We start from the raw sequence: 13,585 nt of genomic DNA on the forward strand, positions 1-13,585 counted from the left end.
TGGCATAGGTTTCGGCGAGTGAAGATCGCAGTCGTGCGAGAGACCCGTCCGGCCGAGCGCCGGGTGGCTTTGGTGCCGGAACATGTCGTCAAGCTGGTCCAGCTCGGGTACGAGGTCGCGGTCGAACCCGCGGCCGGAGAGCGGGCGCTGTTCTCCGACGACGCCTACCGGGAGGCCGGCGCGGAAGTCGCCTGGGGTGCGGACCACGCGGCGACGGTGGTGGCCTCGGTCCAGCCGCTGGAGCGCGAACGCCTGCAGCGGCTGCACGCCGGGACGGCGCTGATGTCGTTCCTGCCGACCAACCCGCCGGACGTCGTCCAGGCCGCGACCCGGGCCAAGCTGACCGCGTTCGCGATGGAGCTGGTCCCGCGGATCTCCCGGGCGCAGGCGATGGACGCGCTGTCCTCGCAGGCGATGGTCGCCGGGTACCGGGCCGCGATCGTCGCGGCCGAACGGCTGCCCCGGTTCTTCCCGCTGAACATGACCGCCGCCGGCACGGTGCCGCCGGCCCAGGTGCTCGTCCTGGGTGCCGGCGTCGCCGGCCTGCAGGCGATCGCGACCGCCAAGCGCCTCGGTGCCGTCGTCAAGGCGTACGACGTCCGCACCGCCGCCGCCGAGGAGATCGCCTCGATGGGCGCGCAGCCGATCGAGCTCGAGCTCGGCACGCTGGACGGCCCCGGCGGCTACGCCCGCGAGATGACCGCCGAACGCGCCCAGCTGCAGCGCGAGCTGCTCGCGCCGTACGTCGCCGGCGCGGACGCGTTGATCACGACGGCCGCCGTACCGGGCCGGACCGCGCCGATGCTGGTCACCCGTGAAATGGTCGAGCAGATGAAGCCCGGATCGGTCGTCGTCGACCTGGCCTCCGAGCAGGGCGGCAACGTCGAGGGCTCGGTCGCCGGGACCGAGCTGACGATCGGCAACGCGCTGGTCTGGGGCGGCTCGAACGTGCCCAGCCAGATGGCCGGCCCGGCCAGCCGCCTGTACGGGCAGAACGTGGCCAACCTGATCACGCTGATGACCCGCGACGCCGCGTTCGACCCGGACTTCAGCGACGAGATCGTCGCCGGCTGCTGCGTCACCCACGACGGCAAGGTCCTGCACGAGCCGACCCGCGAACTTTTGGAAGGGAACCTCTCGTGACCGAGTCCATTGCCTTGCTGACGATCTTCGTGCTCGCGGCGTTCGTCGGCGTCGAGGTGATCAGCAAGGTGTCGGCGACCCTGCACACCCCGCTGATGTCCGGCGCCAACGCGATCCACGGGGTGATCCTGGTCGGCGCGATCATCGTCACCGGCCAGGCCGACTCGGTGCCGGTCGTGATCGTCGGGCTGCTGGCCGTCGTACTGGCGACGGTGAACATGGTCGGTGGGTTCGTGGTCACCGACCGGATGCTGGAGATGTTCCGCGGTCCGGGCGGGGCTAAGAAGGAGCTGCACAAGTGATCGGCACCTGGGCGCAGATCGGTTACCTGATCGCGGCGGTCTGCTTCATCGTCGCGCTCAAGGCGCTGTCGTCGCCGAAGACCGCACGGACCGGCAACGCGCTCGGCGCGGCCGGCGCCGTGCTCGCGGTGATCATCACGTTCGCGGCGTACAAGCCGGACAACCTGGTCCCGATCCTGATCGCGCTGGTGATCGGCACGGTCGGTGGCGTGGTCGGGTCGCGGCGGGTGCAGATGACGCACATGCCGCAGCTGGTCGCGCTGTTCAACGGCGTCGGCGGCGGCGCGGCCTCGCTGGTCGCGCTGATGGAGCTCGGCGAGGTGCACGACGGCGAGACCGTCGCCGCGATCGCCACCGCGTTCACGATCGTCGTCGGCGCGATCTCGTTCTCCGGCTCGATCGTCACGTTCGCGAAGCTGCAGGAACTGATGACCACCCGCCCGGTCACCTTCCCGGGCCTGCCGGTGCTGTTCGTCGCCGGGCTGCTCGGCAGCGTCGCGGTGTCGGCGTGGCTGGTGTCGGAGCCGCGCGTGCTGGTCGGCGTACTGCTGTGCCTGCTGGGTCTGGCCGTCGGCGTGATGCTGGTGCTGCCGGTCGGCGGTGCCGACGTACCCATCGTCATCTCGTTGCTGAACGCGTTCACCGGTCTGACCGTCGCGGCCGGCGGGTACGTGCTCGGCAACACGCTGCTGCTCGTCGCCGGAACGCTGGTCGGCGCGGCCGGTACGTTGCTGACCAAGATGATGGCCGACGCGATGGGCCGGTCGGTCTTCAACATCCTCTTCGGTGCCGTCCGCGGTGGATCCACGCTCGGCGCCGGCACGGTGTCCGAGCGTCCGGTGATCTCCGGCAGCGCCGAGGACGTCGCGATCCTGCTCGGCTACGCCCACCGCGTGATCATCGTCCCCGGCTACGGCCTAGCCGTCGCGCAGGCCCAGCACACCCTGCGCGACCTCGTCGAGGAGCTGCAGGGGCGCGGCGTCAAGGTCGACTACGCCATCCACCCGGTGGCCGGCCGGATGCCCGGTCACATGAACGTGCTGCTCGCCGAGGCCCAGGTCCCGTACGAGCAGCTGCGCGAGATGGACGACATCAACGGCGACTTCAAGCAGGCCGACGTGGTCCTGGTCGTCGGCGCCAACGACGTGGTCAACCCGGCAGCCCGGACGACGCCCAGCGCGCCGATCTACGGCATGCCGATCCTCAACGCCGACGAGGCCCAGCGCGTCATCTTCCTGAAGCGCTCGATGCGCCCCGGCTTCGCCGGCATCGAGAACGAGCTGCTCTACGACCCCCGCACGACGCTGCTGTTCGGCGACGCCAGGGAGTCCCTGGGCAAGCTGCTCGCATCGGTCAAGACGGTCTGACCCGGCGTCGGTATCGAGTCGAGCAGAAGTTGGGTGTAGGGGTCCTGGGCGTGCTGGATGACGTCCAGGGTCTGGCCTGACTCGACGACCTTGCCCTGGTTGAGGACCAGTACGTCGTCCGCCAGGAGGCGGGCGCTGAGCAGGTCGTGGGTGATGTAGAGCATGGCGATGCCGCGGTCCTTCACCAGTTGGTCGAGCAGGGCGAGGATCTCGGCGCGGATGGAGACGTCGAGCATGGAGATCGGCTCGTCGGCGACGAGGATCTTCGGCTCGGGGGCCAGGGCTCTCGCGATGACGACGCGTTGGCGTTGACCGCCGGAGAGTTGGTGGGGGAGCTTGTCGAGGAACTGGGCCGCTGGGGAGAGGCCGACGGTTTCCAGGAGTTCGGCGGCTCTCGTGCGGGCCTCGGCTGTGGAGAGCTTGAGGTGGTTGCGGAGGGGGCGGGAGAGCGCGTAGGCGACCGTTCGCGTGGGGTTGAGGGCGGCGAAGGGGTCCTGGAAGACGAGTTGGGTGTGCCTTCGGTACGAACGCAGTTTTCGGCCTCTGAGCTTGCCTACGTCGGTCTCTTGGAAGGTGATCGAGCCTGATGTCGGTCGCTCAACGCCTGTCACCAGGCGGGCGATGGTGGTCTTGCCGGAGCCGCTCTGCCCGACGAGGGCGGTGACTCGGCCGGGTTTCAGGTCGAAGGAGACGTCGTCGACCGCCTTGTTCGCCCTGTAGGTCTTCACCGCGTTCCGGACCGTGAGGACCGGTTCGATCTCGGTGTGGTTGGTGCGGTCGGCGACGAAGGTACGGGCTCGGCGGGCGTCGACCGGCTTACCTTCCTCCACCAGCAGGCAGCGGGCGGTGCCGGCGCCGGCGGGGAGGAGGTCGGGGTGTGTGGTCGAGCAGGCGTCGACGGCGACCGGGCAGCGTGGAGTGAAGCGGCAGCCGGCGTGGTGCTCGGCGAGGTTCGGCGGGCGGCCGGGGATGAAGTCGATGGTGATCTCGGCGGCCCGCGGATCGGCGTACGAGCCGAGCAGGCCTTGGGTGTACGGGTGCAGCTGGGCGCGCATCATCGCGGCGGCCGGCTGGTCCTCGACCAGCTCGCCGGCGTACATGACCATCACACGGTCGGCCATCTCCATCACCGTGCCCAGGTCGTGGCTGATGAAGAGCACGGCGAAACCGAGCTCCTTCTGCAGCTCGCGGAGCCGGTCGAGGATGTTGCGTTGGACAACGACATCGAGCCCGGTGGTGGGCTCGTCGAGCAGCACGAACCGGGGCTCGAGGGCCAGTGCCAGCGCCAGGGCGACCCGTTGTTTCATGCCGCCGGACAGCTCGTGCGGGTAGCGCTCGAGTACGTCGGTGTCGAGCGAGACCAGCTCCAGCAGCTGCCGGGCATCGCCTTCCCGCCCGTGCGCCGCGAAGGTGTCGGCGAACTGGGCGCCGACCGTGATCACCGGGTTGAGCGAGTTCATGCTGCTCTGGAAGACCGTGGAGATCTTTGCCCAGCGCAACGGCCGGAGCTCCTCCTCGGACGTGGTAGTGACCGTCGTACCGTCGAAGACGACCGACCCGCCGCTGACCGCCGCGGGCTTGTCGAGCAGCGCCAGGATCGCGTTGCCGAGCGTGGACTTCCCGCTGCCGGACTCACCGAGCAGCCCGACGAACTCGCCGTCGGCGACGTCGAACGACACACCGTCGACCGCGCGGACCGGCGAGGAGTCGCGCGGGCTGTAGGTGACGGACAGGTCGCGCACCTCGAGCAGAGCCATCTCAATCCTCCCTCAGATGCGGGTTGCTCAGGGCATCGACCCCGAAGTTGATCAACGTCAGCGCGGTCATCAGCCCGGCGAACGCCAGGCCGGGCGCGACCAGCCAGGCCCACTGGCCGGTCAGCATCGCGCCGCCGGTGTTGGCCTGGTTGAGCATCGTGCCCCAGCTGGTGGTGGTCGGGTCGCCGAGCCCGAGGAACGCCAGGCCGGCCTCGCCGCCGATCGCGCCGAGGCAGGCACCCATGAAGCCGACGACGACCAGCGACGTCATGTTCGGCAGGATCTCCCGGACGATGATCCGCGCGGTCGAGTCCCCGGCGAACTTGGCGGCGGTGATGTAGTCGCGGGTCCGTAGCGTGATGATCTGCGACCGCTTCAGTCGCGCGCCGTACGCCCAGCCGGTGATGCTGATGACGAAGACGATCAGCCACAAGCCCTTCACCGGCGCGTACGCCGCGAGCGTGATCATCAGCGGCAGCACCGGTACGACGAGCGCCAGGTTGATGAAGAACGACAGCACCTCGTCGACCGTCCCGCGCAGGTAGCCGGCGGTGAGACCGACGGCCAGCCCGATCACGGTCGACAGCGTTCCCGCCGCCAGGCCGACGATCAGCGACGTGCGCGCGCCGTACACGAGCTGGCTGAAGACGTCCTCGCCCTGCGCGGTCGTGCCGAGCCAGTTTCCGCCGGACGGGCCGATCGAGGGTGTGAAGGTGTTCGCGCGTGGCTCGTACGGCGCGATCAGCGGCGCGAAGACCGCGATCAGGACGAACGCGCCGAGCATGATCAGCCCGATCCGGCACTTGCGGTTGCGCCAGAGGATGACGAACCAGCCGGGGACGCGGGAGGACCTGGACGCCTCGACCGCGGCGACTTCCGCCTGCTCTGTGTCCTGGAGTGTCATACCGCCTCCTCCCGTCGCACCCGCGGATCCAGTACGCCGTACAGCAGGTCGGCCAGGAAGTTCGCGATCAGCACGCCCACGGTGATGAACAGGAACAGCGCCTGCATCAGCGGGTAGTCCCGGTTCGAGACGGCCTCCAGCATCATCCGGCCGAGGCCGGGGTAGTTGAAGATCGCCTCGACCAGCACGGTCCCGCCGAGGATGCCGCCGAGCGCGATCGCGAAGCCGGTCACGTTCGGCAGCACCGCGATCCGGGCGCCGTACGTGAGTGCGATCCGTCGCCGCGACAGGCCCTTGGCGCGGGCCAGCCGGGCGTAGTCCTCGCCGAGGGTCTGGACCATGTTGTTGCGCATGCCGATGATCCAGCCGATCGGGCCGACGATCAGCAGCGACACGGCCGGCAGGACGCTGTGCTGGAAGGCGTCGGAGAAGAACAGCCAGGTCCAGCCTGGGTTGCTGCCGCCGCCGTACCCGCCGCCGCTGGGGAACCAGTTGAGCGTGATCGCGAAGACGTAGATCAGCACCAGCGCGAGCCAGAAGAACGGCAGCGTGCCGACGAACGTCGAGCCGAGCGTGATGACCGAGTCGACGCGGCTGTTGCGCCGGTACGCCGCCCACGCGCCGAGCAGCGTCCCGACGATGAACGACACGATCTGGGTGACACCGACCAGGACCAGCGTCCACGGCAGGCCTTGGCCGATCATGTGCGTCACCGTGTACGGGAAGTACGTGTACGAGATGCCGAAGTCGCCCTGCAGTACGGCGGCCAGGTAGTCGCCGTACTGGGTGAGCAGGTTGCCGTCGGGAGCGCCCAGCATCTTGCGGACCGCCTCGACCTGGGCCGGGTCGATCGCCTGACTCTGCCCGCCCAGCCGGGACACGATCGCCTCGGCGGGGTCACCAGGTTGCAGCCGCGGGATCAGGAAGTTGAGCGTGATCGCGGCCCAGAGGGTGGCCAGGAAGAAGCCGGCTCTGCGCAGGAAGTAGCGCATGTCAGCTTCCGGCGGGCTTGAGGTTGGTCAGGACCAGCACGTTGTCACCAGGAGCGGCGTACGGGTTCTGCTCGTCCGGCCAGCCGATGGCCTTGTCGGTCTGGTACTGGAACCACTTGGCGCCGTACCAGAGCGGGATCATCGGGACCTGGTCGGTCATGACCTTGGCCAGCCCGGCGACGGCTTCCTTCTGCTTGCCCTCGTCCGTCGCCAGCCTGAGCTCGTCCAGCAGTTTGTCGGTCGTCGGGTCGTTCCAGCGGACGAAGTTGCTGGCCGCCTTCTTGCCGATCGGCGCGGACTGGTCGCTGCCCAGCGGCTCGGAGAAGTTGCGGAACATGTTGCAGGAGCCGCCGTGCACGCCGAACAGCATGTCGTACCGGCCGACCGCGCGGTCGCTCTCGTACGTCGGCGGGTTGGGCGTCTCCAGCGCGACGTCGAAGCCGAGCGCCTTCAGGTTCTGCACGATGATCTGCGCGGCCGAGACCCAGTCGGTGTAGCTGCCGGGCACCTTGAAGGTGAACTTGACCTGCTGTCCGTCCTTGCCGAGACGCTTGCCCTGGGCATCCTTCGGGTAGCCGGCCTGGGTCAGCGCGTCGTTGGTCTTCGCCGGGTCGAACGTGATCCGGCCCTCGTCGGTGAGGCCCTGCGGCAACCACTTCTCCTGACCCGGCACGACCAGGCCGGTCTGGCTGGCCGCCTTCACGTAGCCGAGCTGCGCCTTGGTGATGATCTGGTCGCGGTCGAACGCGGTCGTCATCGCCTTGCGGAAGGCGAGGTCGTCGAACGGCGCCTTGGTGAGGTTCATGTACGCCGAGATCGAGCCGCCCGGCGGGTACCAGTAGTGGTTGGTCTCCGGGTCGCGGTCGACGAACGCCTTCTTGATGTCCGGGACGAACATCGCGTTGGTGTCGTACTCACCGCGGCTCAGCTTCAGCTGCTCGACCGCGCCGCCGGCGTCGGCCTTGTGGAACCGGATCTCCTGCACCTTGACCTTGTCGGCCTGCCAGTAGTCCGGGTTCCGCTCGACCGTGAGCTGCTGGGGGTTGAACGACTTGATCTTCATCGGGCCGGTCCCGACCGGGTTCTGGGCGTTGACGAACTTGACCGGGTCGGACTGCTGCGACCAGACGTGCTCGGGCACGATGTAGATCTCGGTCAGCAGCGTGAACGTCGAGGCGCCGGGATCCTTGAACTTGATCGTGACGGTCTTGGCGTCGGGCGTCTCGACCGCCGCCAGGTAGCGCCAGATGCCCTTGACGTCGAGCGCCTCGTTCTTCTTCAGCAGGTCGAAGGTGAAGCCGACATCCTTGCTGGTGAAGGGCTTTCCGTCGTTCCACTGCACGCCGTCGCGCAGGGTGAAGGTCAGGGTCTTGGGGTCGTTCCACTTGAAACCTGTGGCCAGCCACGGTTTCGCCGTACAGGAGAAGCTGTCGTAGACCATCAGCTTCTCGAAGACGTAGTCGACGCCGCCGAGACGGGTGGCCTCCAGGTACGGGTTGAAGTTGGCCTGCGGAGCGGTGCCGCCGCCGAAGTCGCCGTAGTCGAGGTAGTCGATCAGGCCGTTCGTGGCCGTTCCACCTCCGCCGCTGCCGTTGGTGCCGCTGGTGCCGGTGCAGCCGACCAGGGCGAGCGTGGTCGCGACGGCGACTGCCGCCGTACGGAGGAAATTCGGGCGGTTCATTGCCTGCTCCTGTCGATCGGGGCGCCTCCTGGGCGGAGGGGTTACGGGCAGCCGCAGCTGCCGCGCAGCACGAGTTCGGTGGTGAGGACGGTGTCCATCACCGCGCCCGGTCCGCCGACGCCCGCGATCAGCAGGCGTGCGGTGACGGCTCCGAGCTCACGGACGGGCTGCCGGATGGTGGTCAGCCCGGGTCGGACCAGCGAGGACATCGCGACGTCGTCGAAGCCGGTGATCGCGACGTCGTCCGGGACCTTGAGACCGCGGCCGAGCGCGCCGATCAGGACGCCGAGCGCGGTCTCGTCGTTCGCGCACACGATCGCCCCGGGATGGCGGCGGCCGGCCAGCAGCTCACCGGCGGCGATCACGCCGTCGGACTGCTGCAGCCCGACCTTCAGGGGCGCCTTCGGTGGCGTTGCTTTCGCCTCACGATGCCCTTGCTTGAAGGCTTCCCAGCGTTCGGTGACGTCGGGGGAGCCGTCGGGATTGCCGACGAACGCGAGCCGCCGGTAACCGTGGTCGAGCAGCAGATGCCTGGTCAGTTCCGCCACTCTGCTGTTGTCGGCCCGTACGGCGGGGATGCCGTCGAGCGGTTTGCCGGCCAGTACGACGACCGGCACTTCGGCGGCCAGCCTGCGCAGGGTCTGCTGCTGGATCGTGCCGCCGTGCACCGCGATGCCGTCGACCCGGCCGGAGATCGCCAGCACGTCGTCGTCGGCGGCCGCGCGGTGATGGGTGCCGACGATGTGCACACTGGCGCCGGCCTCCATCGCCTCGTACTCGAAGCCCTGGATCAGCTCGGAGAAGTACGGGCCGGACAGGCCGGGAAAGACCATCGCGACCGCGCCGTGCTTGCGCTCGGCAAGGGCCTTGCCGAGCTGGCTCGGGCGGTAGTCGTGCTCCTCGATCACTCGTTCGACCCGTGCGCGGGTCTCCGGGCTGACTTGGCCGATTCCGCGGGAGACACGCGACACGGTGGCGATCGAGACGCCGGCGATCTCGGCGATCTCGCGCACCGTCAGCCGCTGGTTGCCCATCCGCGACCTCCCGCCGTAACGTTGCAGTAACCGGTTTCAGCGACCATAGGTGAGGAATCGGACCGGCGGCAAGAGGTGGCGCGTCGTCGCAGGTTCGATGGAGAGGCCCACGATGAGGACCGTTCAGCTGAGCAGGCGTCGGCTGGTGATCGACGGGAAACCGTCCCTGATGCTGTCGGGGGAGGTGCACTACTTCCGGCTCGCACGGGCCGATTGGGCGTCGCGGCTGGATCTTCTGGTGGCCGCGGGGTGCGACGCCGTGGCGACGTACATGCCCTGGTTGGTGCATGAATTGCCGGACGGGTCTGTCGATCTTGTGGGGCGGACTTCGCCGTACCGGGATCTTGCCGGTTTTCTGGAGCTCGCGGCCGCGAAGGGCCTGTCGGTGATCGCCCGGCCGGGGCCGTTCGTGATGGCGGAGCTGAAGAACGAGGGGCTGCCGTACAGCGTTTACGAGCCTGGTGTGGGGGCGGTGGGGTGGGACTCGACGCCTGCGCCTACTCGGGATGTGGATTACCTTGCGCCGGCGTACTTGGAGTCGGTGAAGCGGTGGTACGGCGAGGTGATGCCCTTGCTGGCTTCACAGTTGGCGCCAGTTGGTGGTCCGGTGGTTGCTGTGCAGCTCGACAACGAGGTGGGGATGCTGTCGTGGGTGACCAACACGCCGGACCTGAACGACGCGGCGGTGGATGAGTTCGGTGCTTGGGTGCGGGCGTCCGGGCGTGACTCCTTTGGGCTCGACGTGGACGACGTTGCTGCGTGGCGGGCCGGCGTACGGTCGCCTGCTTCGGGATCGCTTGCGCTGCACCACGAGCTGTCGGTGTTCCAGCGGGATCGGTATGCGCGGTACTTCGCTTTCTTGCGGCGTGAGGCCGAATCGCACGGGGTGACCGGCGTGCCGTTCCTGATCAACCTGCACGGGACCGGCGAGGGCCGCGGGCGCACCTACCCGATCGGGATCAGCCAGCTCTTCCCGTCGTACTCGGGTCAGTCGGCGATGACCTCGGGGTCCGATCACTACCTCGGTGATCTCACCGTCGAGAACGTCGCGGATCTCTACGTGATGAACGCGTTCATGGCCGCGGTCCATGGCGCCGACCAGCCGCTGACGTCGCTGGAGTTCGAAGCTGGTCTCGGCGACTACGGTGAGGACCTGAGCCGTCAGGTGCCGCCGTCGGCACTGGCCTTGAAGACTCGCCTCTGTGTTGCCCAGGGCAACAGGTTGCTGAACTACTACCTGTTCGCCGGCGGCCACAATCCTCCGCTCGGCGTTCCGGTCGGCGACGGCAACGACCGCATCGCCTTCACCGGCGAACGCCACGGCTTCACCGCACCGGTCGGCCCCGAGGGCCAGCTCAACCCGTCGTACGCCGTCCTCGCCGACACACTCGCCGAGCTCCGGTCCTTCCCCGACCTCGCAGACATGGATGAGGAGTACGACGACATCGTCCTCGGCTTCGTCCCCGACCACTACCTGACCGAGTACTGCCACCCCGGCGACGACGTACGCCGAAAGCAGGTCGCCAACCTGGAACGCTTCCGCGGCATGGGCCTCCGCGACGTCCTCGCCCGCTCACTCCTGCTGGCCGGCTTCTCCTTCCCCGCCGTCAATCTCCAAACCGACTTCGTCGAATCCCGGGTCCTCTGCCTGGCCTCCGCCCCAACCCTGGCCGCCGACGTCCAGCAACGCCTGGCCGACTTCGTCCTCACCGGCGGCCGACTGCTGCTCACAGGCGCCCTCCCCACCGAAACCCCCGACGGCACCCCCTGCACCCTCCTGGCCGACGCCCTGTCCCTCTCACCTGGCGAGCTGGTCAACGGCAGCCCCCACTACTTCCCATCAGTCCAAGCCGAGACGTGGACCACCGCCACCGCCGAAGTCCGCGTCGGCGTCCTCCAGCCCTTGACGCTGTCCCCGGCCACCTCGCCGATCGCCCACGAGGTCTTCGCCACCGACGTCTCCACCAATTCACCAGTAGGCGTAGAGATCCACGCAGGCAAGGGCCACGCCATAGTCCTCACCTGCGACTACCCAGCCCACCTCCCCTTCTGGACCACCCTCCTGGCCCGCCTAGGCGCCACCCCGCGCCACACCCACAACGCCACCACCCCCGGCATCGTCCTCACCTCAACCACAACCCCCACCGGCACCCGCCTCCTCCACACCCTCAACGTCAGCCCGATCGACCAGTCCCTGCTCATCTCCCACAACAACACCCCCCTCTTCAACGGCACCGAGCTAACCCTCCCCGCCCGAACGGGCCGAATCCTCCCGCTGTAACCCAAACCCCAGGGCGATCCCACACCCCCAGGCCTGTCCACCGGCCGCCCCGTCCGCCCGTACGGCGGGGAGACTGCCCGGCTGGGTAGCCAGCCAGCCCGCCCACCCCGCCTCGTCCTGCCTGCCGGTCGGGTCCGCACGCCATCCGGTGGTTCACCTCGTAGGGCGGTGGGCACTACGCGGTGGGCTTCCAGCCCGGCTAGCCGGGCTGGAAGCCCCGTCCATCGGCCGGCTCCCCGCCAGTACGCCGGGGAGGAACTGCATGGCTGGGATGTCCAGCCCAACTGGCCTGCCCGCTGATCCGCCCACACGTCCGGCCAGCCCACACCCCACCCCGCCCGTACGGCGGGGAGACCGCACGGGTGGGTAGCCAGCCGTCCAGCCCACCTCGTCCAGCCCACCTCGTCCAGCCCACCTCGTCCAGCCCACCTCGTCCTGCCCGCCAGTCGGGTCCGCACGCCCGTTCCGGTCGGCCAACCTCGCGGTGCGGGCGAGGGCTACGCGGTGGGCTCCAGCCCAGCCGGCCCAGGCAGCCCGGCCAGCAGTCGGCCCGCTCGCCCGTCCGGCCGTCCCGTCCCGTTCCCCGGCCGGCTCATCCACCGGTACGGCGGGGAGGACCGCACGGTTGGGTAGTCCAGCCCACCTCGTCCTGTCTGCCGGTCGGGTCCGCAAGCCCGCCCGGCTGGCCTGGGCTGCTGGCTCCGCTCCACCCGCTCGGCCCGCCCGTCCCCGTCCCGCTCGGCCCGCCCGTCCCCGTCCCGCTCGGCTCGTCGGACGGTCCGGTTGGGTCCGCCCGTTCTGGGCTTCGGCCCGCCCGTATGGAGAGTGAGGCTGCACGCTGGGTGTCCAGCCGACCAGCCCGGGTGAGCCCGGCCGCGCGACCACGGTCGCGCCCGGCGCCGTGATTCTGGCCCGGCCGCCGGGTTGTCTGCCCGTACGTCTGGGCGGCCGCGTGGTGCCAATGCAGCATGCGGCCGGGCGGGAGGCTTGCTGGTGTGGAGCGGTGGGAAATAGGTTCTTGGGCAGGCGCCCGGAGCGCCGACTCCGCCGGCTCGATTAGCCGTGCAAACCCACCCCTCGAACCCCGCGGCTATTGCCGTGCGGTTAGTCGTGCCCGAAAGGAGGCGTCGACCATGATCGCCGTCCGGTCCATCCCGCTCCCGGTACTCGCCGCGATCCTCGCGCTCGCCCTCGTCGCCCCGCTCGCCATGGCACCGCTCCGTTTATCCGACGGTGTGGAATGGCTCACGCTCCCCGCACTTTTCTGCCGGGACCACAACCCGCCGGCAGCATCTCGCCAAGGCTGGTGCACCTGAACCGGTCCAGTCCACAAAATCCGAACCGGTTAATTCCTGGGCTGTTACCGCACCCAGCCCCACTGAGCTGCGCGAACTCCCAGCTCGAACCGCCCCGAAGCCCCCACCTGCTCCCCAAGCTTCGCCGCCATCCGGCGGACGGTCCGCAGAGAGACGCCGAGCTTCCGGCCGGCCTGGTCGTCGGTAGCCCCCTGCACCAGCAACGCGAAAAACGCCGACTCCTGAGCGCTGATCTCCGCGGCAGGCGCCGCCTCATCGCGTAGCTGCGGGGGTAGCTCACCCCGAGCCCAGTAGCTCTCGAACAGCTCGGTGGCCAGCAGGACCGCGCTCCGGCTGTGGTGCACGACGATGCCGCGAGCGTGATCGTCAGGATCGAGTGCCATCACAACGGCCTCGCCGTCCACGATGATCAGGCGCATCGGCAACGTCGGAACGACCCTGATCCCGGCGCTGTAGGTGCGTAGCCAATGCCAGTACTCGGTGACCCGGGGTGCGCTCAGTGCCGCGGTCAGGTAAATGTTTCGGTATTTGACTCCGCGTTCGAGGTGTGTCCGGTCCGGAGAATCCTCGGGCGCGCCAAAGCTGTCGGCCTTCGTTGTGAGGATGAAAGCGCACACAGATTTGCGGGGCTGGAACTGCTCCGTTCGCTCGTGTGCCTTTTCCCGGCCTTCGATGATTTCAATGTCCTGGGCGTGCTTGTGGCGCAGGAGGTCTGTGTCTCGCTGCGCCAGCAGTTCCGCCTCGGCTTCGTCCCGGCGCAATTCTTCAGCGAATGCGTCCAGTTGCTGCCTACGCTGCTGAGCGAGCA

Annotated in this window: 10 protein-coding genes; 4 read left to right on the forward strand and 6 right to left on the reverse strand. The window is 68.8% G+C overall.

Annotated elements, in window-relative coordinates:
• Positions 1-18 precede the first annotated feature (18 nt).
• The 3 genes from ACLQ2O_RS37790 to ACLQ2O_RS37800 are packed head-to-tail and all read left to right on the forward strand — an operon-like array spanning position 19 to position 2,812.
• Positions 19-1,143 (forward strand): NAD(P) transhydrogenase subunit alpha, encoded by a 1,125-nt coding sequence (locus tag ACLQ2O_RS37790; RefSeq protein WP_425842148.1) that lies wholly within the window; start codon positions 19-21, stop codon positions 1,141-1,143.
• Positions 1,140-1,445: an NAD(P) transhydrogenase subunit alpha gene (locus tag ACLQ2O_RS37795; RefSeq protein WP_425842151.1), complete on the forward strand. Its 306-nt coding sequence runs from the start codon at positions 1,140-1,142 to the stop codon at positions 1,443-1,445. The genes ACLQ2O_RS37790 and ACLQ2O_RS37795 overlap by 4 nt, the downstream gene beginning before the upstream one ends.
• Positions 1,442-2,812 carry an NAD(P)(+) transhydrogenase (Re/Si-specific) subunit beta gene (locus ACLQ2O_RS37800; RefSeq protein WP_425842154.1) on the forward strand — a complete coding sequence of 457 codons (1,371 nt, stop codon included), beginning with the start codon at positions 1,442-1,444 and terminating at the stop codon, positions 2,810-2,812. The genes ACLQ2O_RS37795 and ACLQ2O_RS37800 overlap by 4 nt, the downstream gene beginning before the upstream one ends.
• Here ACLQ2O_RS37800 and ACLQ2O_RS37805 read toward each other — a convergent pair.
• Genes ACLQ2O_RS37805 through ACLQ2O_RS37825 form a run of 5 tightly spaced genes read right to left on the reverse strand, consistent with a single transcriptional unit; the run spans position 2,731 to position 9,180 of the window.
• Positions 2,731-4,569 carry an ABC transporter ATP-binding protein gene (locus tag ACLQ2O_RS37805; protein WP_425842157.1) on the reverse strand — a complete coding sequence of 613 codons (1,839 nt, stop codon included), beginning with the start codon at positions 4,567-4,569 and terminating at the stop codon, positions 2,731-2,733. The genes ACLQ2O_RS37800 and ACLQ2O_RS37805 overlap by 82 nt on opposite strands.
• A 1-nt stretch (position 4,570) precedes the next feature.
• On the reverse strand, positions 4,571-5,473 hold the full coding sequence (locus ACLQ2O_RS37810; RefSeq protein ID WP_425842160.1) for an ABC transporter permease: 903 nt from the start codon (positions 5,471-5,473) through the stop codon (positions 4,571-4,573).
• Positions 5,470-6,465 (reverse strand): ABC transporter permease, encoded by a 996-nt coding sequence (locus tag ACLQ2O_RS37815; protein ID WP_425842162.1) that lies wholly within the window; start codon positions 6,463-6,465, stop codon positions 5,470-5,472. Before ACLQ2O_RS37815 ends, ACLQ2O_RS37810 begins: the two co-directional genes overlap by 4 nt.
• 1 nt (position 6,466) lies before the next feature.
• The gene (locus ACLQ2O_RS37820) at positions 6,467-8,146 is read right to left on the reverse strand and encodes an ABC transporter substrate-binding protein (protein ID WP_425842164.1); all 1,680 of its coding nucleotides are present in this window, start codon (positions 8,144-8,146) and stop codon (positions 6,467-6,469) included.
• Positions 8,147-8,187: 41 nt separating this feature from the next.
• Positions 8,188-9,180 (reverse strand): LacI family DNA-binding transcriptional regulator, encoded by a 993-nt coding sequence (locus ACLQ2O_RS37825; protein ID WP_425842167.1) that lies wholly within the window; start codon positions 9,178-9,180, stop codon positions 8,188-8,190.
• Positions 9,181-9,292: 112 nt separating this feature from the next.
• Between ACLQ2O_RS37825 and ACLQ2O_RS37830 the strand changes: the two genes are divergently transcribed.
• A complete protein-coding gene (locus tag ACLQ2O_RS37830) occupies positions 9,293-11,461 on the forward strand; it encodes a beta-galactosidase (RefSeq protein ID WP_425842170.1) in 2,169 nt (722 codons plus the stop codon).
• A 1,360-nt stretch (positions 11,462-12,821) separates the two neighbouring features.
• On the opposite strand, the gene ACLQ2O_RS37835 is transcribed toward ACLQ2O_RS37830, so the two are convergent.
• Positions 12,822-13,538 (reverse strand): hypothetical protein, encoded by a 717-nt coding sequence (locus ACLQ2O_RS37835; RefSeq protein WP_425842173.1) that lies wholly within the window; start codon positions 13,536-13,538, stop codon positions 12,822-12,824.
• Positions 13,539-13,585: the final 47 nt, after the last annotated feature.

The sequence above is a fragment of the Kribbella sp. DT2 genome (assembly GCF_049844575.1).
Classification (GTDB): domain Bacteria; phylum Actinomycetota; class Actinomycetes; order Propionibacteriales; family Kribbellaceae; genus Kribbella.

Bases quoted from the DNA above. Each gene is read 5' to 3' on its own strand.
- ACLQ2O_RS37805 (WP_425842157.1), bottom strand. From the start codon at position 4,569: ATGGCTCTGCTCGAGGTGCGCGACCTGTCCGTCACCTACAGCCCGCGC.
- ACLQ2O_RS37830 (WP_425842170.1), top strand. From the start codon at position 9,293: ATGAGGACCGTTCAGCTGAGCAGGCGTCGGCTGGTGATCGACGGGAAA.
- ACLQ2O_RS37825 (WP_425842167.1), bottom strand. From the start codon at position 9,180: ATGGGCAACCAGCGGCTGACGGTGCGCGAGATCGCCGAGATCGCCGGC.
- ACLQ2O_RS37815 (WP_425842162.1), bottom strand. From the start codon at position 6,465: ATGCGCTACTTCCTGCGCAGAGCCGGCTTCTTCCTGGCCACCCTCTGG.
- ACLQ2O_RS37810 (WP_425842160.1), bottom strand. From the start codon at position 5,473: ATGACACTCCAGGACACAGAGCAGGCGGAAGTCGCCGCGGTCGAGGCG.
- ACLQ2O_RS37820 (WP_425842164.1), bottom strand. From the start codon at position 8,146: ATGAACCGCCCGAATTTCCTCCGTACGGCGGCAGTCGCCGTCGCGACC.